The following is a 24,913-nucleotide window of genomic DNA, read 5'->3' as shown; positions in this document are numbered from 1 at the left end:
AAAATCCCGCTAATAGCGGGATTTTACTATTCTTCAACGTTAGCTTTTAAATACTTAACTACGTCTCCAACTGTTTTAAAGTTTTCTGCTTCTTCGTCTGGAATTTCCATATCTAATTCATCTTCTAAAGCCATCATAAGTTCAACTAAATCTAATGAATCTGCATTTAAATCCTCTAGGAATGAAGCTTCCATAGTTATATCATCTTCGCTAATGCTTAATTTTTCAGCTATTATATCTCTTATCTTTTCGAACATCAATTTCACCTCCTAAATACATCCACCTAGATAATATTATATAATAATTATCTAGTCAATATACTTAAACAATAAATTAAAGATTATTTTGAAGTTCCTGTTTAATTTTTTCTAATACACCATTGTCGTAAAATGTTTTAGTTTGTCTAATAGCATTTTTAAATGCTTTACCATCTGAACTACCATGAGCCTTTATACAAATACCATCAACACCAAGAAATGGTGCTCCACCATATTCCTTGTAATCAAACTTCTTTTTTAAACTTGCAAAAACAGGAGATAATAATTTAGCCCCGATTTTACTTATAATATTTGAAGACATGATTTCTTCTTTTATCATTTTTAATAACGTTGATGCGACACCCTCATACATTTTAAGTAACGTGTTTCCAACAAAACCATCACAAACTAAAACATTTACATCACCTGTTGATGTTTCTCTTGGCTCTACATTACCAACAAAGTTTAAATTACGTTCTTCTTTTAAAAGCTTATGGGCAGCTTTAGTAAGCTCATTTCCTTTTTCCTCTTCAGCTCCTATATTTACAAGTCCTATACTTGGATTTTCATTTCCAAGAACACCTTGATAATATATTTTTCCCATATGGGCAAATTGAGTTAAATAACTTGGCTTACAATCAACATTTGCTCCTGCATCTACTATCATAAAGTTTCCGTTTTTTCCAGGCATAATAGGCGCTAATGCAGGTCTTTCAATCCCCTTAATTCTTCCTACTAACAAAGTACATCCAGCTAAGAAAGCCCCTGTACTTCCACCTGAGATTATAGCATCACATTCCTTGTCCTTAACTAACTTTAAAGCCTTACACATACTTGAGTCCTTTTTCTTTTTTAAAGCCATAACAGGATGCTCATTAGGTGTAATAACTTCTCTTGCATCTATAATCTTAATTAAATTTTCATCATAGTCATACTTTTCTAATTCTTCTTCTATTTTTTCTTTAGGTCCAGTTATATAATATTCTATACCTTGGTACTCTCTTAGTGCTTGGATAACCCCTTCTACAACTGCTTTAGGTGCATGATCTCCACCCATACCATCTATAGCTATTTTCATAATACTACTCGCCCCTTATTTTTATATATAAAGAAAAGAAAGTCTAATGACTTTCTTTATTCTTCTGATGAAGCAACTACTTCTTTACCTTTATAGAATCCACAGTTCTTGCAGACTCTGTGAGCTAATTTCATTTCGTGACATTGTGGACACTCAACTATTCCAGGTAAGCTTAACTTGAAAGTTTGAGCTCTTCTTGAATCTCTCTTTGCTCTATATGTTTTTCTAGCAGGATTTCCCATTATTACACCTCCTTATTTCCAAACAGTTTTCTAAGCTCTGCCAGTCTTAAGTCTACATCATTTGTCGCACATTGACAAGTATCAACATTAAGATTTTTACCACACTGGTGACAAAGTCCTTTACAACTGTCTACACACAATCTCTTAATAGGTAAGGTTGAAATAATAATATTTTCAACTATTTCGGTGATATCAAAAGAATCACCTTCTACAAACATAATTTCTTCATTAGTTAGAAGGTCTTTATTGTTTGTAAACCTTTCTTCTATATCAATATCTATTGGATAGATAAAGGCCTCTTGGCATCTTGAACATACTAGTTCAAGTTTTGTTTTTATAGAAGCTTGTAAAACTAAAATTCCTTCTCTTGAAAGTAATTCACCTTTTACAGTTACAGCTTCTACAGCTTGGATTTTTTCTCCATCAAAATACAGTGGAGCCAAATCGTATGTTACATTGATTTCTTTTTTTCTCTGTTTATAAGATATTAAATCTGAAAATTGTATAATCATATGTAATACTCTGGCTTAGTGCCTCATGTCCTTCAGGACACATTGTGTACATCTTTTAACTTATGTTACACAGCTTGAGCAAAGCTACTTTTCACTCCTTAGATTTATTTATTGTATAAACAAACACAACTTATTATATAAAGTGCATCATTAAAAGTCAAGAAATTTATAAGAAATTACTATTATAATAATTCTGCACCTTATAAATAATTACTTTTGTACTAACTCAACAGTATCTTTTGCAATCATTAATTCTTCATTAGTTGGAATAACAAAAGCTTTTACTTTGCATCCTTCTTTTGATATTTCTCTAACTTTTCCTCTTACAGCATTTCTTTCCTTATCTAATTCAACACCTAAGAATTCTAATCCCTTTAACACTTCTTCTCTAGTTTCAGGACCATTTTCTCCTACACCTGCTGTAAATACAATTACGTCAACTCCACCCATTATAGCAGCGTATGAACCAATTGTAGCTCTTATTTTATATTCGAATATCTTTAATGCTAATTTAGCTCTATGCACATCATTTTTAAATGCAGCATCCTCAATATCTCTGAAGTCTGAACTTATTCCTGAAATTCCTAAAGCACCTGATTTCTTGTTTAATAAATCATTTACTTCATCAATTGATAATCCTTCTTCTTTCATTAAGAAAGTAACTATAGCAGGATCTATGCTTCCTGATCTAGTTCCCATCGCAAGACCTTCAAGCGGTGTGAATCCCATTGAAGTATCTACTGAAACTCCACCTTTAACTGCACAGCAGCTTGAACCGTTCCCTAAGTGACAAGTAACTATTTTTAAATCTTTAACGTCTTTACCCATAACTTCTGCTACTTTTTGTGAAACATATTTATGAGAAGTACCATGGAATCCGTATTTTCTAATTCCATGCTTTTCATATAATTCATATGGTAAAGCATAAAGGTATGATTCTTCTGGCATTGTTCCGTGGAAAGCAGTATCAAATACAGCAACCATTGGTGTATTTGGCATTAATTCTTCACATGCTTCTATACCTATCATGTTTGCTGGGTTATGTAATGGAGCAAGCTTAAAGCACTCTTTTATGTAGTCTTTAACAGCTTTATCGATTATAACTGATTCGTTATATTTTTCTCCTCCGTGAACTACTCTATGACCTACTGCAGCAATTTCATCCATTGATGAGATAACTCCATTTTCTTTGTTAACTAAAGCTTCTAAAACTAAACCTATAGCAACTTTATGGTCTGCCATTGGTTGTTTTACTATATATTTATCTCTTCCTTCAACCTTTTGAGTTAAAACAGAACCTTCAATTCCTATTCTTTCTACTAAACCTTGAGCTAATGATTCTTCATTAGCCATGTCGATTAATTGATATTTAAGTGATGAACTACCACAGTTAATTACTAATACTTTCATTTATTTTACCCCTTTCTGGATATATAATTATTTTTGTGCTTGTGCTTGAACTGCTGTTAATGCAACAACATTTACTATATCATCTGAGCTACATCCTCTTGATAAATCATTTATTGGTTTTGCAAAACCTTGACACATTGGTCCTATAGCTTCTGCATTAGCAAATCTTTGAACTAATTTATAACCAATATTACCACTTTGTAGATCAGGGAATATTAATACATTTGCTTTTCCAGCAACTTTACTATTTGGTGCCTTTTGAGCTGCAACCTTTTCAACTATAGCTGCATCTAATTGTAATTCACCATCTATTAAAAGGTCTGGTCTTAATTCCTTAGCTAACTCAGTAGCTTTTCTAACTTTATCTACCATTTCATGGTCAGCGCTTCCCATTGTTGAGAATGATAACATTGCCACTCTTGGTTCTACCTTACATAGAGCCTTAGCAGTATCTGCTGTAGCTATTGCTATAGCTGCTAATTGCTCATAATTTGGATTTGGGTTTACTGCACAGTCTGAGAATAATAACATACCTTCTTCACCATATTGTGATCCTGGCACCATCATTATAAAGAAACTTGATACTACCGAAACTCCTGGTGCAGTTTTTATTATTTGTAAACCTGGTCTTAATAAATCACCAGTTGTATGTACTGCTCCTGAAACCATCCCATCCGCATCGTCAAGTTTAACCATCATAGTTCCAAAATATAATGGATCTCTTACTATTTTGTCAGCTTTTTCAATAGTCATTCCCTTGCTTTTTCTTGCTTCATAAAAAGCTTCTATATATGCTTCTAGTCTATCTGACTTATCTGGATTAACTATTTCAACTCCAGTTAAATCAACTCCTAGTTTTTCAGCCTTTTCTAGAATTTTCACTTCATCTCCAACTAAAACTGGATATGCAAGACCTAATTCTTGTATTCTTTGTGCTGCAACTACAGTTCTTTCTTCGTCTCCCTCTGGAAGAACTATTCTTCTTTTGTCAGCCTTAGCTGCATTCCATAACTTTTCCATAAGTTCCATATTCATTGCTCCTTTCAACAAGACGCGGATGCATCTTCATATACTAATATACTCCTAAGTAACTATAATTTTCAACACTAAAATACCCCAAATATTTAATTCTTTATATTAAAAATTTTCAGAAATATCGCAATAATAGCTTCTAAGTGAGTAACTATGTTTTTCTTCACCTCTTTCTATATTATGTTATAATACTTTTATATTTCCCATTAAGGAGTGTAAATATGAATATAACAGGTATAATAACAGAATATAACCCTTTCCATAAAGGGCATTTTTATCATCTTACCTCAGCTAAAGAATCTACTAAGGCTGATGGTATAGTATGTATAATGAGTGGTAATTTTATTCAAAGAGGCGGACCAGCAATACTAGACAAATGGAAAAGAGCTGAAATGGCAATTGATAACGGAGTTGACTTAGTTATAGAATTACCTACTTTTTACGCATTATCTTCAGCTGAATATTTTGCAAAGGGTGCTATTTCTATTTTAGACAAATTAGGAGTAGTTAATACTATCTTTTTTGGAAGTGAAAGTGGTAATATAAGTGATTTAAAAAATATATCTTCACTTCTTTCTAATGAGCCAGATGATTATAAAAATCTTCTAAAAGATAATCTCTCTAAGGGATTAACTTTTGCAAAGGCTAGAGAATTATCTTTAAAAGAATATTTTTCAATCAACTCTTCATTTGAAGTAGATGATATTTTAAATAATTCAAATAATATTTTAGGAATAGAGTACATAAAAGCACTTTTAACTTTAAATAGTAAAATTGAGCCTTTAACCTTAAAACGTGAAGGATCTAACTATAATGACAAAAGCTTAAATAACACCTTTTCATCAGCAACTAGCATTAGAGAAACTTTAAAAAATAATTCAGAGTTAGAATCTATTTATAAAGATCTTCCTGAAAACTCATTTAAAATATTCAAAAAATTATATGATAATAATTATGAGTTTATTTTTGAAAATCACATGTTTAATATGATTAAATATAAGTTAGTAGTAAATTGCGTAAATTTTAACAATCTTTCCGAGGTATCAGAAGGACTTGATAATAAGCTTTTAAAAGAAATATATAGAAGTACTTCCTTTGAAGATTTAGTTTTTAGAGTAAAAAGTAAACGCTATACTTACACAAAAATTTCTCGTATTCTTACTCAAATTTTTATTGGATTTGATTTATATAATAAAGATGACCTTATAAATCCTGACAACTTATACTGTCGTGTTTTAGGATTTAATTCTAAAGGAAAGGATATACTTAAAGAAATCAAAAAACGATCAAGTATTCCATTGATTACAAAGATTCCAAAACATATAAATAACGATTTGCTAAAGCTTGACATTCAAGCTACAAAATGCTACTCATTGCTTAATAATTCAGTAGATCCATTTTCAGATCACTTACTTAAACCTATAATAAAATAATAATATATTTTAGCCATTAGCATATAAATAACTATAGATGGGGGTGTTTTCATGTATAGTCTTTTATTTCTATGGCTTTTTATTTTTATTTTAATTGCCATACTCTTAAAATTATTAAATATTAAAAAACATTATATTATGTGTTTTTGCATTACATTTTTAATTATTTTATTTACTCTTAATATGGAAAGTTGCATTAAGGCTGCTATAGAAGGTAGTGAGCTTGTAGTAAAAGCAATTTTACCTACTATTTTTCCTTTTAGTGTTATTTGTAATCTTCTTATTTCATATGATGGAATAAGTCTTTATTCAAAATTTATGGGACCTTTGTTTTGTAAACCTCTAGGATTGTCTAAAAATTGTTCCTTCCCGCTAGCTGCTAGCTTTTTATGCGGTTATCCTTTAGGTGCAAAATATTCTTCTGATATATATTCTTTAGGATATATAAATAAAAATGAATATGAACGCTTATTAAACATTGCTTCAAATGCAGGACCCATTTTTTTAATTGGCTCAGTTGGTGCTGCTATGCTTGGAAGTACAAAATATGGTTATATATTATTGATTGGAAACTATTTATCTGCAATCATTGTCGGATTTTTAACAAAGTATAAAAGTAGAAATTCCTCATTTTCACCATTAGTAACTCCAAAATTTAAATCAGTAAATTTTGGTACATCATTAAAATCAGCTATCGAAAATGCTATTTCTACTACATTAAATATATCAGCCTTTGTTATAATTTTTTCTATTATTATTAGCATAATAAAAAACAATGCTTTTATAAGCATTGCTTTTAGAGATATTGAACAAGCTATTAATTTACCTAATAGCTCCTTATATAACTTTTTTCTTGCTAATATAGAGTTTACTAATGGATGCAACCTAATAGCAAATTCTACTTTATCTATAAACTTAAAATTAAGTCTAATTAGCTTTGTTTGTTCATTTTCAAGCTTGTCTATTTTAGCTCAAGTAAGCTCAGTAGTAAGCAAGAATTCGCCACCAATGAAAAAATATGTATTCTGGAAATTTATTCAGGGAATCATTAGTTTTTGTATTACCTTTATATCTTCTAAAATACTTTTAGTTTCAACACCAACTACAAATATACAAGCAGTAGGTAATGTTTTTATAAACTATTATAAGTTTACCTTACCTATTATATTAATATTGTCTTTTACTTTAATTTTAAAAATATTATCTAATGAAATAAGAAAATTACATACTTCTTAATTCAGTTATATTTTCCTTTATTACTTCAGAAGTATTACTAAGATTTTCATCAATATCCTTAGCTACTTTTTCAAAAGCTTCTTGCATATTTTCAATTAGAGCATTTTTCTTTAATTCTATTTCTTTGTCTAATTGAGATAGTATTTCTGTTGAATATTCTCTAGAACCACCCCTAATTGCCTTGGCATCTCTTTGAGCTAAGGCAATTATTTCATTTGCTCTAATTTTAGCTTCCTTCACTATATCATGACTTTCAACATTTAGCTTCATTATTTCAATAGTTTCTTTTTTTACTGATTCATACTCTTTTTGAGCATTTCCTAGTATTCTATCTTTTTCATTCATTACCCATTCAGCTCTTTTTAATTGATCTGGAAGGCAATTTATTATTTGATCAATAATTTCAATAATTTCTCCTTTGTCAACCATAGTTTTTCCTGTTATAGGAACCTTAGGAGATGATTCTATAACATCTTGTAAATACTCTAAAAGTTCTATAATATTTGATTCTGCTTTATCCACTGCAATCACCCTTTATTCATTAATTCTTTTTATTATATCAGGAATAATTTCCTCTGGCACTAACCCCTTAATACATCCCCCAAATTTAGCAACTTGTTTTACCGAAGAAGAGCTTAAGTATGAATAATGTAAAGAAGTCATCATAAATACTGTTTCAATTTCTGAATCTAACTTAGAATTCATAAGTGCCATTTGAAACTCATATTCAAAATCTGAAACTGTTCTTAATCCCTTTAAAATTACATTAGAGTTATTCATTTTTGCAAAATCTACTAATAATCCATTAAAGCATTTAACTTCAACATTAGGAAGATGCCCTGTAACTCTTTCTATAAGTTCTACTCTTTCTTTAATATCAAATAATCCTTTTTTATCAACATTAACTAATATCGCAACTATAAGCTTATCAAAAACTTTTGCCCCTCTAGTTATAATATCTAAATGCCCATTTGTTATAGGATCAAAACTCCCAGGATAAATGGCAATTTTCATTTTTCTCCCCCTCTTATGCCTCTACTGACGCTTATATAAGCATACAGTAGTATTACCATATCTTCTACTTTGTGTAAGCTTTATATTTTCATTACCCTCATAAATTTCTTCAATTGAATCTATTTTAGTAACAATAACTCCATTTTCACTTAATAGGTTATTTTCTTTTATTATCTTCATAGCTTCTGGAATCATTTCCTTACAATATGGTGGATCAATAAATATAAGATCAAAGACTTTATTTTTTCTTCCAAAGTCCCTTAATACTTCATATGAATCCTTATTTAAAGCTGTACAAAAATCTGTAAACTTTAAATTTTCAACATTTTGCTTTAAAAGTGGAAATGTAACTGAGCTTTTATCTATAAGATAAACTTCTTTTGCCCCTCTACTTGCTGCTTCTAAACCTAGACTTCCTGTTCCTGCAAATACATCTATTACAACTGCATCCGGTACATACCCTTGGATAATACTAAACATAGCTTCCTTCACTCTGTCTAATGTTGGTCTCGTCTCCATTGTTGCAGGAGGTATTAACTTACGCCCTCTAGCTTTCCCTGCTATTATTCTCATCTATATTTCCTCCTTAGGTATTATTATAATAATTTTAACATAATATTTTTTTATATACAATTTTTTTAATTAAAACAAATATAACGACTCCATCTTTCTAAGGATTTAGCTATTTCATTGCAAACTCTTAATGCAACAGCTTCATTTGATGATAATAATACATGTGCCTCATGTCTTGCACATTTTAAAATATCTATATCCTCATATATATCAGCTAAAATTAATCCTTCATCTCCACTTTGCCTATGTCCAAACATCTCACCTGAACCTCTAAGCTTTAAATCTTGTTCAGATATATAAAAACCATCTGTAGACTCTGTCATTATTTCCATTCTTTTTTTTGTATTATTACTTTTTGCATTCCCTATAAGAACACAATACGATTCATATTGACCTCTTCCAACCCTACCTCTTAATTGATGTAATTGAGCTAACCCAAACCTCTCCGCATTTTCTATTATCATTACAGATGCATTAGGAACATTAACTCCTACTTCAATTACTGTTGTAGATATTATGACCTTTGTTATATCATTCTTAAAGTCATTAATAATATCATCCTTTTCCCTCGGCTTCATTTTACCATGTAATATTTCCACCTTTATTCCACTAAAAATCCCATCCCTTAACTCATTATATAACTTTTCCACAGAATTAAGCTGCATTTTTTCATCATCATCTATTAATGGACATACAATATATACCTGCCTACCTTTTTTGATTTCACTAACTGCTAAATGATATGCTTCATTTCTTTCATCACCTTGATAAAATCTAGTATCTATCTTTTTTCTTCCTGGTGGAAGTTTATCTATAACAGACACATCTAAATCCGAATAAATGCATAACGCTAAGGTTCTTGGTATAGGTGTTGCCGTCATCACTAAAACATCTGGACGCCTTCCCTTATTAATTAATCTACTTCTTTGCTCAACTCCAAATCTATGTTGCTCATCTGTTACTACTAGTCCTAAATTACTAAATTGAACATCTTCTTGTATTAGAGCATGAGTTCCTATAACTAAAATTTCATCCTTAGAAGCTATCCTTTCTTTTATCCTTCTCTTTTCCTTTGCACTTGTACTTCCAGTAAGCAATTCAACCTCTATATTAAATTTTTCAAATAATTTCTTAGCTTCATTATAATGCTGATTAGCTAATATTTCTGTCGGTACCATTAATGATGCTTGAAAGCCATTTTTTATTACATTAAATATAGCTATAAGAGCAACTATTGTCTTACCGCTTCCTACATCTCCTTGAACTAATCTATTCATAGGAAAATGACTTTTTTGGTCTCTAAGTATTTCTCTTACTACATTTGTTTGAGCTTCTGTAAGATCAAATGGTAATGATTCTTTTAAATCCTTTAATTCATTAGCCCAATTAAACACTATTCCATCTTTACTTCTTAACTTATTCTTTAATAGTAATAACTTCATAGAATATGTAAATAATTCTTGAAACTTCAATCTTGTAATCGCTTTTTCAAGATGATCTTTTCCAAAAGGAAAGTGAATGCTTCTTATAGCTGAATCTAAATCTATAAGCTTGTATTTTTCTAATAATTCCTTTGGCAAATTATCTGTTATTTGTACTGAATCTAATACTTGATTAACTAATTTTGAAAGTATTTTATCTGTTAAATCTCCCTTTAAAGGATATTTGGGAATTATCTCACTTTTTTTTGCATCCCTACATCCTAAAATTGGATTCACAATCTCAAGCTTATTTCCTATTCTTTTAAACTTACCTACCAAGTCATAGCTTTCCCCTATTCTATAGGAGTTCCTAATAAACCTTTGATTAAACCATTTTCCCTCAACTATATGACCATTATAATCAAACTTTATAGTTGAAATATATTTTCCCGTTTTAGTTTTAACATCTCTGTCATAACCTATAACCTTACATGTTAATATTTGCTTTTCTTCTCCATCTATTTCGTTTACTGAGATATTTCCTCTAATAAATTCATAATCTCTTGGAAAGTATAAAAGAAGATCCATTACTGTAAATATCCCACATCTATTTAGCCTTTCAGTAAGCTTTGGACCAACACCTTTAACAGCTGATATATCTGCTGTTACATTCATTTGAGCACCTCCAAATAAACAAATTATTAAAGCACAAGAAGACTACATATATACGTAGTAACCTCTCGTGCTTTATTTATACTTACTATTCTACTGACATTATAAAGTAGTAAAGTGGTTGTTCACCATTATATGCTTGAATATCAAAATCACTATATTTATCTTCTAATTTTGATACTAATTCATTAACTTTTTCTTCATCAGCATCTTTACCATAGAATATAGTAATTAATTCACTATCTTCATCTATCATTTGCTCTAGAATTTCTTCTGCTGTTTCGCAATAATCGCTTCCAACTTTCTTTATCTTACCTTCAACAAGTCCTAGCATATTGCCTTCTTTTATCTCTATTCCATCTATTTCTGTATCTCTAACAGCATATGTTACAGAGCCTGTCTTTACCATTTCCATAGCTTCTTTAAGAGCTTCTTCATTTGAATCAACATCACCTTCGTGGTTAAACATTGTTATACATGTTATTCCTTGAGGTATTGTTGTAGTTGGTATTACCCTAACATCCTTATCTGATATTTCTGCTGCTTGATTAGCTGACATAATTATATTTTTGTTATTTGGTAATATAAATATATGTTCAGCATTTACCTTAGATATACATTCCATAATATCTTGAGTTGATGGATTCATTGTTTGACCACCTTCAATTACATAGTCAACACCTAAGTCTTTAAATATATTAGTAATACCATGACCCATTGCTACTGAAACAAATGCATATTTCTTTTCTTCTTCTTCAACTACAGTTTCTTCAGTACTATTTACATTAACTTCTTTTTCAAGTAGTTCTCTATGCTCTTCTCTCATATTATCAATTTTTATTTTTGATAATTCTCCTACTTGAACTGCTTTAGCTAAAACTGTTCCAGGATCATTTGTATGAATATGTACTTTTATTACATCTTCATATCCAACAACTATTACTGAATCTCCTAAAGTTTCAATATCACTTTGGAATTTATTTGCCTTAGCTGCATCTCCTAAAATTATAAACTCTGTACAGTAACCAAACTTAATATCTATTTCTTCAGTTCCTTGTGCTCCAGCTCCGCCTGCACTTGATGGGCTTATATCTTTTATTTCAGCTTTTATATCATTTTTTAAAGCATCATACATTCCCTTTAAGATAATGTATAATCCCATACCACCTGAATCTACTACCTTAGCCTTTTTAAGTGCTGGTAATAATTCTGGAGTTTTATCAAGCATCTTTTTTGATTCTATTACTACTACATCCATAAGCTCAACTACATCTTTAACATCAGCTTCTATAGCAGCTTCAGCAGCAGCTCTTATAACTGATAATATAGTTCCCTCTGTAGGTCTCATAACAGCCTTATATGCAGCATTACTTCCTTCCTTAAAGGCAATAGCTAGCTCTATAGCATTTACTTCTGTTTTATCTTCAAGTCCTTTAGAGATACCTCTTAATATTTGAGATAAAATTACCCCTGAGTTTCCTCTTGCTCCCATAAGAGCTCCCTTAGCTAATTTCTTTGAAGTTTCTCCTATAGACTCAGAGTTCAATCCTTCTATTTCCTTTACTGCTGCTTTAAATGTTGCAGACATATTTGTTCCTGTATCTCCATCTGGAACAGGAAATACATTTAAAGCATTAACAAAAGCACTTTCTTCTAATAATCTATTGCTAGCATTAACCACCATGTTATAGAAATCAAGGCCATTTATTTTTTCATAGTTCATTTCTTTACCTCCTAGACTCTAACAGCTTGAACGTTTACTGTAACAGAAGATACTTTTAACCCTGTAAAGTTCTCTACGCTGTAACGTACCTTTTGTATAATATTATTTGCTATAACTGATATTTTTGTTCCATACTCAACCATAACAAATAACTCTATTACTAATTTATTATCTTCATTAAAGTTTAATTTTACGCCTTTGCTTAAGTTTTCTATCCTCATAAGTTCCCAGAAACCTTCTGTAGCATTCTTAGAAACCATACCAACTACTCCATAGCATTCCATTGTTGATAATCCAACTATTTTCGCAAGTACCTCTTCTGAGTAATGTATATTTCCAAGTTCGTTTGAATATCCTACCATGTAGACTCCTCCTTATAAATATCCTTATACTATATATTATATCACTTACATTCATTATTCAAGTAAATATTATATACCTTATTATATGGATATAATATAATTTATATTAAAGTTTATCATATTTTATATATTTTTAAACTTTTTTCATTTTTCTATTGCATTCTTGATGGTTTATGTGATAAAATCTAATCTGTCCTATTGAAGAGAAATTATCTTCACAACATAAGGAGGTGTTTTCAAGTGGCAAGAAGATGCGAAGTATGTAACAAAGGTGTAGTATCAGGTACACAATACTCACACTCACATCGTCAATCAAAGAGAACTTGGGCTCCTAACATAAAGAGAGTAAAGGCTTTAGTTAATGGAACACCAAAGACGGTTCATGTATGTACAAGATGCCTTAGATCCGGTAAGGTTCAAAGAGCAATATAAGTTAAAATAAAAAATGCAATTGATTAAATCAATTGCATTTTTTATTTATAAAGGAAACTTCCTTACATTCTTTTATTTTTTTCCTATGTACTATTTTCCTCTTCTAAAAAACTTAATAAAATTTGATAAAAACTTTGGTAATTTTATTGCTATAATTCTCATATATAATTCCCCCTTAAATAAAAAAGAATAATCACTCATCCCTTTATACTTATTCTATGCAGCATAACCTAAATGAGTGATTATTTTTTTATCTTTTTTTAATCTTTTGTATGTAAAACCATTAATATCCCATAATCAAATGAAATATTTATGTTATTTAAGTTAAATTCATTTGATATTGTAAGGGAATCCCCTATATGTAAATCATAATTTTCTAACTCATACTTGGCACCTATAATTGACAATCCCTTAACAACTTCAGAGTAAGCTTGAAAAGAAACTATATCTCCTTTATTACCTTTAAGAGTTATGTTCTTATCTATCATATAAATTCTATTATTATCATCTAATATCTCACAATCTATCCCAAGCTTCAATGCCTTTTTTAGCAATCCTATATTACCCAATGCATGATCATAACGAGTCCCCGTTACTCCAAGCATAAATATTTTAGTTGCACCCTTTTCTAATGCTAAATTAAAAGCACTTTCGGTATCAGTAAAATCTTTTTCAGCTTTAAACTTAATTTTATTAACTCCTAAACTTTCTATTTTTGAAATAGTTTCTTTAGATGCAGAATCAAAATCACCTAATATATAATGTGGCTGAATTTTATATTTATATAAAGTTTCACATCCCCTATCAGCCCCTATAATTATGTCAACCTTATCTAATAGGCTTTTTAAAAGTTCTTCTGACGGCTCTTTCCCACCTGATATAATTAACGCATTCAATTTATTATCCTCTTAAACTGCTTATATTCTCTTCTAGCTTGCCATTACCAAATACAGCTGATCCCGCAACTAATACATTAGCCCCAGCTTCTATAAGAGCATTAGCATTATTTTTATCTACTCCGCCATCTACTTGAATTAATAAAGATTCATTTATACCTTTACTCATTTCTTTTACTTCTTTTATTTTATCTATAGAATAAGAAATAAATTTTTGTCCTCCAAACCCAGGGTTAACAGACATAATTAAAACCATATCTAATTCTTTTATGATATCCTTTAAAACATATGTAGGAGTCCCAGGATTAAGCGCAACAGCTGCCTTTACACCTTTACTCTTAATATATTGTATCGCCCTATCTATGTGCCTTTCTGCTTCATAGTGAATAGTTATTATATCTGCCCCTGCTAAAATAAAATCATCTATATAATTTGATGGATTATCTATCATTAAATGTACATCAAATACCTTTTCAGTTTTATTCCTTATTGACTTTATAACTGGCATACCAAAGGTTATATTAGGTACAAAAGATCCATCCATTACATCTATATGAATAAAATCTGCTCCTGCTCTATCTACATTTTGAACTTCCTCACCTAGTTTCGAAAAATCTGCTGATAAAATTGACGGTGCTATTTTTACCATTTATTATTCCTCCCATCCATTATTTCCTCTAATGTTCTTATATAAAATTTATATCTATATTCATTAATCTTTCCCTCTTCTACAGCTTGCTTTACTGCGCATTGAGGTTCTTTATTATGAACACATCCTCTGTATTTACATTTATGATTATATTCTTCAAACTCTGGAAAACAATATCTTAGCTCTTCCTTATCCATAAAGTTAACTTCTAAAGTTGAAAAACCAGGCGTATCTACAAGATATCCATTTGCTATATCTATTAACTCACTATGTCTTGTAGTATGCTTACCTCTACCTATTTTTTCTGAAACTACTCCTGTTTCCATATGTGCTCTTTCTATTAAAGTATTAATAAGTGTAGATTTACCTGCTCCTGATGGACCACATAAAACAGTTTCATTATCTTTTAATCTTTCCTTAAGAAGCTCTATCCCTAAGCCTTTTTTTGCATTAATATATAGAACATCATATCCTATATCATTAATTTTTTTCTTTACTTCTTCTCTTTCTTCATCTGTTACTAGATCTACTTTATTTAAACAAACAATAGCTTCTATATTGTTATGTTCACAAAGAACAAGAAACCTGTTTAAAAGATCAAAATTAATATCTGGATTTTTAATTGCAAAAACAACAAAGGCTTGTGTAACATTTGCAACAGTAGGTCTTATTAATTCTGATGTTCTTTCTAAAATATCCTCTATTACACCTTTTCCACCATCGACTTTTATATCAACGTTATCCCCTACCATAGGCTTCATATCTTTATGTCTAAACTTCCCTCTTGCCCTACATTCAATAAGCCCTTCGCTAGTTTTAACGTAATAAAATCCACCAATTCCTTTTATTATTTTTCCTATCATAATACCTCCGTATATTTTATTCTTTCTATTTATAATAAACAGATTTCCCTAAAAAATGCAAATAAAATTTATTAATTTTTATAATTAAATTTATAAAAATAAAAGAAACCAGAAAATCTGGTTTCTTTATAAAATAATATATGCTTAATTTAAACTTCCAGTTTGTGCTGATTGCTCTTCATCACCAGATTCTGTTGGAGGTTCTACTGACGGCTTAGATTCTTTTGTAGTTAAAGTAACAGTTCCACCTTCTTTAACAGTTTGAGTAAATGAAGTTACAATATCATTATCTCCTTGTGGCCCACTATAAACTACACCTAATCCCGCACCCTTTAATATAGACTTAGCTTCTAGCACTGTCATTCCTTCTCTTAATCCTAAGTCAGCTACATCTATAATTTTTTCCTCAAATTGAGCAACATAAATCTTAACCGGAGTTCCTTCCTCTACCTTACTTCCAACTATTGATTGATCAATAATTCTTCCATCTTGGTTTTTATCATTAGTAGTTCTTTTTTCAACTTCTACAACTAGTTTTAAGCTTTCAAGATTTCCTTTTCCCTCTAGCTCTTTCATTCCTATAACATTCGGAACTTCCACTAACTTAACTTCTGGTCCCTTGCTTATAATAATCTCAATCTTACTGTCTTTCTTTACTTCTGTTTTTGCAGCAGGATTTTGAGTTATTAAATATCCATAAGGAACATTATCATTATATTCTTCTAAAATTGTAAAATTAGTAAACTCCTGAAGTTCTAAATATTGTCTTATATTATTAACTTCATAATCTCTAAAATCAGGCATTTTAATTTTTTCTTCTCCACCTGAAATAATTACTTTAATTTTAGAGTTAATTTTAACAGTACTTCCAACCTTAGGATTAACCTCAATAATTGTTCCTTCAGGCTTATCACTTTTTGTTGTACCAATTTCTTCTAACTCTAATTTTAATTTTTCTAATTCTTTTTTAGCTTCTTCAACTTTTTTCCCTTCAATATTGGGTACCTTTACTTCTTTAGTGATATTACTAGTTGCAAAGAAATATCCAACTCCTCCTAAAATAAGAAGTAAAATAGTCGAAAGAATAATAGTTACAATTTTTTTATTTTTTCTTTTACCTTCTTTAGGTTCAGATTTATTTTTACGCTTAAAGAATCCCTCTTCTTCATCTTCTTCATCTTCATCGTAATCATCATCTTCTTCATCGTCATAATCTTCAAAATCATCATCTTGTAATTTTGAAATAAATGTAGTTTTCTCCATATCATCACTTATAGCACTCATTACAATAGTATGCTGATCATCAAAACTTTCACTTTGTCCTATTATAACATCTGGATTTTCCTGTATCTTTTGCAAATCAAGAATTATTTCTTTTGCACTTTGATACCTTTTAATAGGCTCTTTTTCAACACATTTAAGTATAAGCTTATTTAAACTATCTGGTAAAGATAAGTTTAACTCCTTTGGAGGCTTTGGAGTTTCCTGTAAATGCTTAAGAGCTATAGTTACCGGAGAATCACCTTCAAAAGGAAGTCTTCCCGTTACCATTTCATATAAAACTATCCCAAAGGAATAAATATCTGCACGGCAATCAATATAAGTTCCCTTAGCTTGCTCTGGAGATAAATAATGTGCAGATCCAATTATACTAGTTGTATTAGTAATTGTAGAAGAATCTGCTGATTTAGCTATCCCAAAGTCTGTTACCTTTATTTCTCCTGATTCTGTAACTAATATGTTTTGTGGTTTTATATCCCTATGGATAATATTGTTTTTATGTGCACATTCTAATGCTTTAGCTACTTGCAAAGCTATTTTTATTGATGTATTATAACTAAGCTTCCCATTAAATTTAATAACGTCCTTTAACGTCTTTCCATTTATATATTCCATTACTATATAATCAATGTCATCTTGAGTTCCTACATCTAAAACATTTACTATATTAGCATCTGATAAATTTGCAATAGCAGTAGCTTCACGCTTGAACTTTTGAGAAATCTCTTCATTATTTGCTAATTCTTTTTTAAGTATTTTTACTGCAACAAATCTATTTAATTTATTACACTTAGCTTTAAATACTTCTGACATTCCTCCCTCTCCAATTTTTTCAAGGAGTTCATATCTATTACCTAATATAATTCCATTCATATTACACCTCTCCTCCAAATAACATCACTGTTATGTTGTCTCTTCCTCCTCTAGACTTAGCTAAATCTACAAGCTTTTCACATACGCTTTGTAAGTCTACTTTACCTTCTAGAATCGAAGTAACATCCTCATTATTAACTTCATTAGTTAAACCATCAGAACATAACATAAACAATCCAAACCTACCTATAGGTAATTTGAATATATCTATATCTACCCATTTTTTAGTTCCAATTGCTCGTGTTATTATATTTCTTTGCGGGTGTTTTTGTGCTTCTTGTTCTGTAATTGTGCCTAAATCTACAAGTTCTTGGACTAACGAATGGTCAATTGTTAACTTTTTTACTATACCTTCTCTTATTCCAAAGCAAGAACTATCCCCTACATTTGCAATATGAATAAATTCCTTAGTAATAAGACACGCTGTTAATGTAGTCCCCATCCCATTGTATTCGTCTTTACTATGTCCAAAGTCATAAACTTTAGAGTTTGCATACTCTACAGCTTTCTTAAGAATATTTATATCATTTGTATCAAAATTCTTATCTATATAATCAATAACACTGTTTACAGCCATTTCACTAGCTACTTCACCGGCATTATGACCTCCCATTCCATCTGCTACTACAAATACTTTATAAGTTTCCCTTTGTATATAATGTGCGTAATCTTCATTTAATTTTCTTACATTCCCCACATCACTTTTTATACCAATCATGATACCCTCTCCCTTATACTTGGGTTTCTATAAAATCTCTTCTTAACTGTCCACAGGCGGCATTAATATCGCTTCCCATTTCTCTTCTAACTGTTACTTCAAGCCCTTGAGCCTTAAGTATCTCTTCAAAATCTTCAATAGTTTTTTTTGATGGTCTCTTTAATGTATTTTCTTTTATTTCATTTACAGGAATTAAGTTAATATGACATAACATCCCCTTCAATAACTTGCCTAAAGATTTTGCATCTTCTTTTCCATCATTAACCCCTGAAACTAGCGAGTATTCAAATGTTATTCTTCTTCCTGTTTTATCTATGTAATATTTACATGATTCTAATATTTCCTTTATAGAATATTTATTAGCAACAGGCATAATTTCTCTTCTTTTTTCATCACTAAAAGCATGTAATGAAATAGCTAATGTTATGCTAAGGCCTCTATCAGCAAGATCGTAAATCTTCGGAACTAAGCCACAAGTTGATAACGTAATATGCCTTTGACCTATGTTTAAACCATAGTCAGCATTTACAAGTTCTAAGAATTTTGTAACATTCTCATAATTATCAAGTGGTTCTCCACTTCCCATTAACACAACATTTGAAATTCTATCACCTAATAACTTTTGAGCCATAATTATTTGAGCTAATATCTCTCCTGCTGTTAAATCTCTTATTCTACCATCTAAAGTTGAGGCGCAGAATTTACATCCCATTCTGCACCCAACTTGAGTAGAAATACATATAGAGTTACCATGTTTATATTTCATTATTACACTTTCAATAATATTTCCATCATCAAAAGCTAAAAGTAATTTTTGTGTTCCATCTAATTGTGATTCAAACTTATTAATTACTTTTGGAATACCAATATAAAAGTTTTCTTTAAGCTTACTCTTTAACGAAGAAGGAATATTTTTCATATCATTAAAATCCCATACTTCCTTGTATATCCATGAAATAACTTGCTTTGCTCTAAAAGCACTTTCCCCATTTTCCTTCATCCACATTGAAAGTTCTTCTAGAGTGTAATCTAATATGTTTTTCATTTTATCACCTATATTGTTTTAGTAATCTTAGCTATATAGAAACCATCCATATATTCATTTGGTAATATAGTTAAGCTTCCATCTTTATTATAGATAAAGTTGCTATTGTTACCTACATAGATTTTTTCTATTTTCGCATCCTTATGCTTTCCTAAGAACCACTCTATATTTTCTTCATTTTCTTCTTTGTTTAATGTGCAAGTTGAATAAACTAAAGTTCCTGCTGGCTTTAAGTACTGCCAAGCATTTTCCATTATTTCTCTTTGAATTGGAACTAAATCCTTTAATTGTTGTCTAGTTTTATTCCATTTTATTTCTGGCTTCTTTCTTATTATTCCTAATCCTGAGCAAGGAACGTCTATTAAAACTCTATCTGCTGAACATACATATTCTGAATTCAACTTAGTTGCATCCATTTCTGCATATTTAACATTAGTTAATCCTAATCTTTCAACATTTTGCTTAATTAATGATAACTTGTTTTCATGTAAATCAAATGCTAATACTTCTCCAGTATTATCTAAAAGTTCAGCAATATGTGTAGTTTTTCCACCTGGAGCTGCACATAAATCTAAAACTTTATCACCTTCATTTGCATCTAAAACAGGAGCTACAAGCATTGCACTTTCATCTTGAACTGTAATAAGCCCTTCATTGAAAAGTTCATTACTTTCAAGTCCTCTTCCACCTTTAATTGCTATAGCTTCTGGACATGCATATCCTTCTTCAACTTCATATCCTAATTCTTCTAATTTTTCAAAAACATCATCGTAATCTGCTTTAACACCATTAATTCTTACAGTTACCTTTGGAGTTTCATTTAAACCTGCCATAAGCTTTAAAGTTCTTTCTTCTCCATATTGCTTTATGAATAATCTTATCATCCAAGGTTGAAGTGAGAATTTGTAAGCTAATTCATCTATTCTATTTCCTGGTACAGTTAATTCTTTTTCATCTTTTATATAGTTTCTTAATATACCATTTACAAGCTTTGATGCTTCTAAAGAAACTTCTTTAGCTTCCTCTACAGCTTCATTACATGCTGCATATTCAGGAACCTTATCTAAGAAGTGAATTTGATATATTGCTACTCTTAAAATGTTTAAAACTGTTTCATCCATTAATTTTATATCTTTTACGAAGTTACCTATAATAACATCTAAAGTTTTCTTTCTTCTTAATGTTCCATATACTATTTCTGTTATTAAACCTTTGTCTTTTTCTGAAATGTCGTTATTATTTAGCTCATTAGAAAGAACTAATGTTGAGTAAGCCCCTTCTTCTAAAACTCTTTGAACTATTTGTCTTGCTAGTTTTCTACTATTCATCTTTATACCTCTTTAATTATCATTAAATCTATTGTTTAGTGCTATTAATCTAATTAATTGAGAAATAGCCATTAATGTTGCTGCTACATATGTCATTGCTGCAGCACTTAGAACTTTTCGTGCCCCATTCACTTCATCACCAATTAAAAACCCTCTAGTTTCTAAAATTGATAAAGCTCTACTAGATGCATTAAATTCTACCGGAAGTGTTACTAGCTGATAAATTACTGCTGCACTAAAAAACACTATCCCTAGTTTTGCTAACATAGGAAAACTAAATAGTAATCCTATCATAAATAAAAACACTGAAAGCTTACTTCCTATATTTACAACTGGTGCAATTGTTGTTCTTAAAACTAGTGGTTTATAACTAGTTTGGTGCTGTATCGCATGCCCACATTCGTGAGCTGCAATTCCTGCTGCTGATATAGTTGTGCCATCATAAACTTCTGGTGATAATCTAACTACCCTAGAAGTAGGATCATAATGATCACCTAAGTGGTTATTTACTCTTTCAAGTCTTACATCAAAAAGGCCTGCTGCATCTAAAATATTTCTAGCAATTTCACTTCCAGTATTTCCATTCCTAGTATGAATATCACTATATTTCTTATAGGTGCTATCAATTTTTACTTGAGCCCAAAGTGCAATTAAAACCGCTGGTAATAATATAAAATAAGTTGGATCAAAATAAAACATTGGCATAAAACCCTCTCCTTATAAATTATTAACCTAATTTAACATTAGTCATAATTTCATTTCCATTTATATACTGTTCTATAGTTAAAGGCTTTCCATTTGGGAATTGTACTTTTTCAATTAAAATAACTCCTTCACCTGTAGCTATCTTCATCCCATCTTTTGCAACACTTAAAATTGTTCCAGGCTCTTTACTACTTTTTTCATTTAAAACACTACTTTTATAAATTTTCATTGTCTGCTCATTATAAATAGTATGTGCAATAGGCCATGGATTCAATCCTCTTATTAAATTATGAATATTTATAGCTGATTCTGACCAGTTAATTTTTCCAGTGTCCTTATTTAACATTTTAGCATAAAAGGTTTCTCCTTCTTGCTTTTCTGGAGTTATTTTTCCTTCAACCATTCCATTTATAGTTTTTACTAATAAGTCTCCACCTGAAGACATTAATAAATCATGAAGGTCTCCTGCAGTCATATTATCATCTATTTTCACTTCATCCTTTAATAACATATCACCAGTATCTAAACCTACATCCATTAACATTGTAGTGTTACCTGATACTTTTTCACCCTTTATAATTGCCCAATTTAATGGTGCAGCCCCTCTATACATAGGTAAAATAGATGCATGAAGGTTTATACATCCATATTTAGGAATATCTAAAACCTCTTTTGTTAATATTTGACCAAAAGCTACTACAATAATAAAGTCTGGTTTTAATTCCTTTAAGTAATCTATACATTCTTTATCATCTTTTAACTTAATTGGTTGATATACAGGAATGTTATTTTCTAATGCTACTTCTTTTACAGCTGAATATGCCATTTTCTTTCCTCTACCCTTTGGTTTATCAGGCTGAGTAAAGACAGATTCTACTCCAAAAGTTTCTATAAGCTTCTTTAATGATGGTACAGAAAATTCTGGCGTCCCCATAAATACTATTTTCATATCCATTCCTCCTTAGTTATTTAACGTGATCAATAAATAATACTCCATTTAAATGATCATTTTCATGTTGAATTGCTCTTGCTAAAAGCTCTGTTGCTTCTAAAACAAATTCTTCCCCATGTTCATTAAATGCTTTTACCTTAACGTAATTAGCTCTATCAACATCAGCTAATTCTCCTGGTATACTTAAGCATCCTTCTTCTCCTAATTGAGAACCACTCATTTCTAATATTTCAGGATTTATAAATACTCTTAATCCTTCATCATCATATACATCAATTACAAATATTCTTTGAAGAATTCCTATTTGTGGAGCTGCTAATCCTACTCCATCAGCTTCATACATTGTTTCTGCCATATCTTTTAATAGTGTTAATGTTCTATTTGTTATTTCTTCAACTGGTTTACAAGTTTTTCTTAATGCTTCATCGCCATTTCTTCTAATACTTCTTATTCCCATTTTATTATGCCTCCTATATTAAATTGTTTGGGTTAATATCTATAGTTACTCTTATTTCATTATATACATTCTTATTCAACTCATAAAGCCTATCCTTAATTTTTTTACAAAAATCTAAAGAAATTTCTCCTTTAAATACAATTTGCCATCTATAACTTTCTTTTATTTTAGTAATTATACATGGTGTAGGCCCTAGCATTTGTATTTCATTATAGGCCTTTACAATGTTTTCTAACTCAAAAGAAACTTTTTTCATAAAGTTTTTTAAAGCATCTTCATTTTTAGAAAGTCCATTTATTAATAGTATTTTACCAAAGGGAGGATAATACATCAAAGCTCTAGCTTTTCATTCTTCATCAAAAAAACCTTCGAAATTATAGTTTTTTGCATATTGCAAGCTATAATGCTCCGGAGTATATGTTTGAACTAAAACCTTTCCCTTTTTTTCTCCTCTTCCAGCTCTTCCTCCAACTTGAGTTATTATTTGAAATGTTCTTTCTGCTGATCTATAATCTGGAATATTAATTGAAATATCTGCCGCTAAAACACCTACTAAAGTAACATTTGGAAAATCTAATCCTTTTGAAATCATTTGAGTTCCAATTAAAATATCTCCCTCGCCACTTTTAAATTTATTATAAATAGATTCATAAGATTCCTTACTTCTTGTAGTATCCACATCCATTCTTAAAATTTTTGCTTCACTAAAATATTTAAAAACCTCTTCCTCTACCCTTTGTGTTCCTGCACCAAAATATTTCACATACTTACTTTCACATTTCGGACATACCTTCTTACCTTTTTCAGCCCTTCCACAATAATGACAAACTAAAAAACCATTTTTATGATACGTCATAGATACATCACACTCTGGACATTTAAATACATAACCACAGCTTCTACAAGAAACAAAAGTTGACAAACCTCTTCTATTTAAAAATAAAATAACTTGTTCTTTTCTTTTTAATGCCTCTTTAACTTCGCTATATAGTCTTCTACTAAATAAGGACATATTACCTACTTTTAGTTCATTTCTCATATCAACTAATTCCATAGTTGGCATAGGCTTAGAGTCTACTCTGTTTTTTAATTCTACTAGCTCAATTTCTCCTGTTACAGCCCTATAATATGTTTCTATAGATGGTGTAGCTGAACCTAAAATCACCTTGCAGCCTTTTGTTTTACTTAAAAACTCTGCTACCTCTTTTGCTTGATATTTGGGGTTTTTATCTGACTTATATGTATTTTCATGTTCTTCATCTATTATTATAACTCCAATATTCTTAGCAGGTGAAAATAATGCACTACGAGCCCCAACTATAACATTTGCTTTTCCTTCATTTATTCTATGCCACTCATCAAACCTTTCACCATCTGAAAGCTTGCTATGAAAAACGGCCACATCTTTTCCAAATCTCCCCTTGAATCTTTCTATCATTTGAGGAGTTAAGGATATTTCAGGAACTAAAATTATAGCGCTCTTTCCTTTTGATATTTCTTTTTCAACTAGTCTCATATACACTTCTGTTTTCCCTGAACCTGTTACACCCTTTAATAAAACAATATTTTTATCTGTATTTAATATTTTATTAATTGCATATTCTTGCTCAATTGTTAGGTTTTCTTCTTTAAATTCTCTATATTCTCTACTATTATATCTATATACTATCTCTTCTTGAGAATTAAGATAACCTTCTTCTATTAACTTATTTAATTTATATATACCTATTGAGTGTTCCTTAGTTAATT

General features: G+C 30.2%; 25 protein-coding genes and 1 pseudogene. 3 read left to right on the top strand and 23 right to left on the bottom strand.

The features are described 5' to 3' along the window. Positions 1 to 26 precede the first annotated feature (26 nt). From acpP to pta, 6 genes are all read right to left on the bottom strand, one after another. Entirely contained in the window at positions 27 to 257 is a 231-nt protein-coding gene (acpP, locus tag ACRDBA_RS07760; protein ID WP_438572352.1) for an acyl carrier protein, read from the bottom strand. A 76-nt stretch (positions 258 to 333) separates the two neighbouring features. Continuing rightward, on the bottom strand, positions 334 to 1,335 hold the full coding sequence (gene plsX, locus ACRDBA_RS07755; RefSeq protein WP_438572351.1) for a phosphate acyltransferase PlsX: 1,002 nt from the start codon (positions 1,333 to 1,335) through the stop codon (positions 334 to 336). A 56-nt stretch (positions 1,336 to 1,391) separates the two neighbouring features. Beyond that, positions 1,392 to 1,577, bottom strand: a complete 186-nt coding sequence (gene rpmF / locus ACRDBA_RS07750) for a 50S ribosomal protein L32 (RefSeq protein ID WP_021875537.1) — start codon at positions 1,575 to 1,577, stop codon at positions 1,392 to 1,394. Between the two features lie 2 nt (positions 1,578 to 1,579). Beyond that, positions 1,580 to 2,089, bottom strand: a complete 510-nt coding sequence (locus ACRDBA_RS07745) for a YceD family protein (protein WP_438572350.1) — start codon at positions 2,087 to 2,089, stop codon at positions 1,580 to 1,582. 210 nt (positions 2,090 to 2,299) lie between these two features. Further along, a complete protein-coding gene (locus ACRDBA_RS07740; protein ID WP_438572349.1) occupies positions 2,300 to 3,499 on the bottom strand; it encodes an acetate kinase in 1,200 nt (399 codons plus the stop codon). Positions 3,500 to 3,526: 27 nt separating this feature from the next. Next, complete coding sequence (pta, locus tag ACRDBA_RS07735; protein ID WP_438572348.1) at positions 3,527 to 4,528, bottom strand: phosphate acetyltransferase; 1,002 nt, start codon at positions 4,526 to 4,528, stop codon at positions 3,527 to 3,529. A 224-nt stretch (positions 4,529 to 4,752) separates the two neighbouring features. Between pta and ACRDBA_RS07730 the strand changes: the two genes are divergently transcribed. Together ACRDBA_RS07730 and ylbJ are read left to right on the top strand one after the other, a co-directional pair. Beyond that, positions 4,753 to 5,964: a nucleotidyltransferase gene (locus ACRDBA_RS07730; protein ID WP_438572347.1), complete on the top strand. Its 1,212-nt coding sequence runs from the start codon at positions 4,753 to 4,755 to the stop codon at positions 5,962 to 5,964. Between the two features lie 51 nt (positions 5,965 to 6,015). Further along, a complete protein-coding gene (ylbJ, locus tag ACRDBA_RS07725) occupies positions 6,016 to 7,200 on the top strand; it encodes a sporulation integral membrane protein YlbJ (RefSeq protein WP_438572346.1) in 1,185 nt (394 codons plus the stop codon). Here the strand turns inward: ylbJ and ACRDBA_RS07720 are convergent. The 6 genes from ACRDBA_RS07720 to ACRDBA_RS07695 all read right to left on the bottom strand — a co-directional run bounded on the left by ACRDBA_RS07720 (position 7,186) and on the right by ACRDBA_RS07695 (position 12,965). After that, positions 7,186 to 7,722: an ATPase gene (locus ACRDBA_RS07720; RefSeq protein ID WP_438572345.1), complete on the bottom strand. Its 537-nt coding sequence runs from the start codon at positions 7,720 to 7,722 to the stop codon at positions 7,186 to 7,188. The two genes, ylbJ and ACRDBA_RS07720, sit on opposite strands and share 15 nt — an antisense overlap. Positions 7,723 to 7,734: 12 nt before the next feature. Continuing rightward, on the bottom strand, positions 7,735 to 8,214 hold the full coding sequence (gene coaD / locus ACRDBA_RS07715; protein ID WP_438572344.1) for a pantetheine-phosphate adenylyltransferase: 480 nt from the start codon (positions 8,212 to 8,214) through the stop codon (positions 7,735 to 7,737). Between the two features lie 21 nt (positions 8,215 to 8,235). Further along, complete coding sequence (rsmD, locus tag ACRDBA_RS07710; protein WP_438572343.1) at positions 8,236 to 8,787, bottom strand: 16S rRNA (guanine(966)-N(2))-methyltransferase RsmD; 552 nt, start codon at positions 8,785 to 8,787, stop codon at positions 8,236 to 8,238. Between the two features lie 65 nt (positions 8,788 to 8,852). Beyond that, entirely contained in the window at positions 8,853 to 10,883 is a 2,031-nt protein-coding gene (recG, locus tag ACRDBA_RS07705) for an ATP-dependent DNA helicase RecG (protein ID WP_438572342.1), read from the bottom strand. An 85-nt stretch (positions 10,884 to 10,968) separates the two neighbouring features. Then, positions 10,969 to 12,603 (bottom strand): DAK2 domain-containing protein, encoded by a 1,635-nt coding sequence (locus ACRDBA_RS07700; RefSeq protein ID WP_438572341.1) that lies wholly within the window; start codon positions 12,601 to 12,603, stop codon positions 10,969 to 10,971. An 11-nt stretch (positions 12,604 to 12,614) separates the two neighbouring features. Further along, positions 12,615 to 12,965, bottom strand: a complete 351-nt coding sequence (locus tag ACRDBA_RS07695) for an Asp23/Gls24 family envelope stress response protein (protein ID WP_438572340.1) — start codon at positions 12,963 to 12,965, stop codon at positions 12,615 to 12,617. Between the two features lie 240 nt (positions 12,966 to 13,205). Between ACRDBA_RS07695 and rpmB the strand changes: the two genes are divergently transcribed. After that, entirely contained in the window at positions 13,206 to 13,397 is a 192-nt protein-coding gene (gene rpmB, locus ACRDBA_RS07690; RefSeq protein WP_008678335.1) for a 50S ribosomal protein L28, read from the top strand. A gap of 260 nt (positions 13,398 to 13,657) precedes the next feature. On the opposite strand, the gene ACRDBA_RS07685 is transcribed toward rpmB, so the two are convergent. The 11 genes and pseudogenes from ACRDBA_RS07685 to priA all read right to left on the bottom strand — a co-directional run. After that, the gene (locus ACRDBA_RS07685) at positions 13,658 to 14,293 is read right to left on the bottom strand and encodes a thiamine diphosphokinase (protein WP_438572339.1); all 636 of its coding nucleotides are present in this window, start codon (positions 14,291 to 14,293) and stop codon (positions 13,658 to 13,660) included. 4 nt (positions 14,294 to 14,297) lie between these two features. Further along, entirely contained in the window at positions 14,298 to 14,942 is a 645-nt protein-coding gene (gene rpe / locus ACRDBA_RS07680) for a ribulose-phosphate 3-epimerase (RefSeq protein ID WP_438572338.1), read from the bottom strand. Continuing rightward, complete coding sequence (gene rsgA / locus ACRDBA_RS07675) at positions 14,936 to 15,805, bottom strand: ribosome small subunit-dependent GTPase A (RefSeq protein WP_438572337.1); 870 nt, start codon at positions 15,803 to 15,805, stop codon at positions 14,936 to 14,938. Before rsgA ends, rpe begins: the two co-directional genes overlap by 7 nt. Positions 15,806 to 15,949: 144 nt before the next feature. Further along, complete coding sequence (gene pknB / locus ACRDBA_RS07670) at positions 15,950 to 17,959, bottom strand: Stk1 family PASTA domain-containing Ser/Thr kinase (protein ID WP_438572336.1); 2,010 nt, start codon at positions 17,957 to 17,959, stop codon at positions 15,950 to 15,952. Between the two features lies 1 nt (position 17,960). Beyond that, positions 17,961 to 18,677 (bottom strand): Stp1/IreP family PP2C-type Ser/Thr phosphatase, encoded by a 717-nt coding sequence (locus ACRDBA_RS07665; RefSeq protein ID WP_438572335.1) that lies wholly within the window; start codon positions 18,675 to 18,677, stop codon positions 17,961 to 17,963. 13 nt (positions 18,678 to 18,690) lie between these two features. After that, a complete protein-coding gene (rlmN, locus tag ACRDBA_RS07660) occupies positions 18,691 to 19,722 on the bottom strand; it encodes a 23S rRNA (adenine(2503)-C(2))-methyltransferase RlmN (RefSeq protein ID WP_438572334.1) in 1,032 nt (343 codons plus the stop codon). An 8-nt stretch (positions 19,723 to 19,730) separates the two neighbouring features. Beyond that, on the bottom strand, positions 19,731 to 21,050 hold the full coding sequence (gene rsmB / locus ACRDBA_RS07655) for a 16S rRNA (cytosine(967)-C(5))-methyltransferase RsmB (protein WP_438572333.1): 1,320 nt from the start codon (positions 21,048 to 21,050) through the stop codon (positions 19,731 to 19,733). Positions 21,051 to 21,062: 12 nt separating this feature from the next. Next, on the bottom strand, positions 21,063 to 21,749 hold the full coding sequence (locus ACRDBA_RS07650; RefSeq protein WP_438572371.1) for a zinc metallopeptidase: 687 nt from the start codon (positions 21,747 to 21,749) through the stop codon (positions 21,063 to 21,065). Between the two features lie 28 nt (positions 21,750 to 21,777). Next, positions 21,778 to 22,704, bottom strand: coding sequence for a methionyl-tRNA formyltransferase (fmt, locus tag ACRDBA_RS07645; protein WP_438572332.1), 927 nt, complete (start codon positions 22,702 to 22,704; stop codon positions 21,778 to 21,780). 16 nt (positions 22,705 to 22,720) lie between these two features. After that, the gene (def, locus tag ACRDBA_RS07640; RefSeq protein ID WP_438572331.1) at positions 22,721 to 23,164 is read right to left on the bottom strand and encodes a peptide deformylase; all 444 of its coding nucleotides are present in this window, start codon (positions 23,162 to 23,164) and stop codon (positions 22,721 to 22,723) included. A 13-nt stretch (positions 23,165 to 23,177) separates the two neighbouring features. Then, positions 23,178 to 24,913 (bottom strand): annotated as a pseudogene (priA, locus tag ACRDBA_RS07635) (primosomal protein N'); the annotation flags it as partial.

Origin of the sequence: Clostridium sp. (assembly GCF_051654825.1) — a bacterium.
Classification (GTDB): domain Bacteria; phylum Bacillota; class Clostridia; order Clostridiales; family Clostridiaceae; genus Clostridium.
This window is presented reverse-complemented; position numbering and strand designations above follow the sequence as displayed.

Bases quoted from the DNA above. Each gene is read 5' to 3' on its own strand.
- acpP (WP_438572352.1), bottom strand. From the start codon at position 257: ATGTTCGAAAAGATAAGAGATATAATAGCTGAAAAATTAAGCATTAGC.
- recG (WP_438572342.1), bottom strand. From the start codon at position 10,883: ATGAATGTAACAGCAGATATATCAGCTGTTAAAGGTGTTGGTCCAAAG.
- pknB (WP_438572336.1), bottom strand. From the start codon at position 17,959: ATGAATGGAATTATATTAGGTAATAGATATGAACTCCTTGAAAAAATT.
- ylbJ (WP_438572346.1), top strand. From the start codon at position 6,016: ATGTATAGTCTTTTATTTCTATGGCTTTTTATTTTTATTTTAATTGCC.
- ACRDBA_RS07695 (WP_438572340.1), bottom strand. From the start codon at position 12,965: ATGGTAGGATATTCAAACGAACTTGGAAATATACATTACTCAGAAGAG.
- rsmB (WP_438572333.1), bottom strand. From the start codon at position 21,050: ATGAATAGTAGAAAACTAGCAAGACAAATAGTTCAAAGAGTTTTAGAA.
- rpe (WP_438572338.1), bottom strand. From the start codon at position 14,942: ATGGTAAAAATAGCACCGTCAATTTTATCAGCAGATTTTTCGAAACTA.
- ACRDBA_RS07650 (WP_438572371.1), bottom strand. From the start codon at position 21,749: ATGTTTTATTTTGATCCAACTTATTTTATATTATTACCAGCGGTTTTA.
- ACRDBA_RS07665 (WP_438572335.1), bottom strand. From the start codon at position 18,677: ATGATTGGTATAAAAAGTGATGTGGGGAATGTAAGAAAATTAAATGAA.
- rpmF (WP_021875537.1), bottom strand. From the start codon at position 1,577: ATGGGAAATCCTGCTAGAAAAACATATAGAGCAAAGAGAGATTCAAGA.
- ACRDBA_RS07730 (WP_438572347.1), top strand. From the start codon at position 4,753: ATGAATATAACAGGTATAATAACAGAATATAACCCTTTCCATAAAGGG.
- ACRDBA_RS07740 (WP_438572349.1), bottom strand. From the start codon at position 3,499: ATGAAAGTATTAGTAATTAACTGTGGTAGTTCATCACTTAAATATCAA.
- pta (WP_438572348.1), bottom strand. From the start codon at position 4,528: ATGGAACTTATGGAAAAGTTATGGAATGCAGCTAAGGCTGACAAAAGA.
- rsmD (WP_438572343.1), bottom strand. From the start codon at position 8,787: ATGAGAATAATAGCAGGGAAAGCTAGAGGGCGTAAGTTAATACCTCCT.
- rlmN (WP_438572334.1), bottom strand. From the start codon at position 19,722: ATGAAAAACATATTAGATTACACTCTAGAAGAACTTTCAATGTGGATG.
- rsgA (WP_438572337.1), bottom strand. From the start codon at position 15,805: ATGATAGGAAAAATAATAAAAGGAATTGGTGGATTTTATTACGTTAAA.
- plsX (WP_438572351.1), bottom strand. From the start codon at position 1,335: ATGAAAATAGCTATAGATGGTATGGGTGGAGATCATGCACCTAAAGCA.
- def (WP_438572331.1), bottom strand. From the start codon at position 23,164: ATGGGAATAAGAAGTATTAGAAGAAATGGCGATGAAGCATTAAGAAAA.
- ACRDBA_RS07745 (WP_438572350.1), bottom strand. From the start codon at position 2,089: ATGATTATACAATTTTCAGATTTAATATCTTATAAACAGAGAAAAAAA.
- fmt (WP_438572332.1), bottom strand. From the start codon at position 22,704: ATGAAAATAGTATTTATGGGGACGCCAGAATTTTCTGTACCATCATTA.
- ACRDBA_RS07700 (WP_438572341.1), bottom strand. From the start codon at position 12,603: ATGAACTATGAAAAAATAAATGGCCTTGATTTCTATAACATGGTGGTT.
- coaD (WP_438572344.1), bottom strand. From the start codon at position 8,214: ATGAAAATTGCCATTTATCCTGGGAGTTTTGATCCTATAACAAATGGG.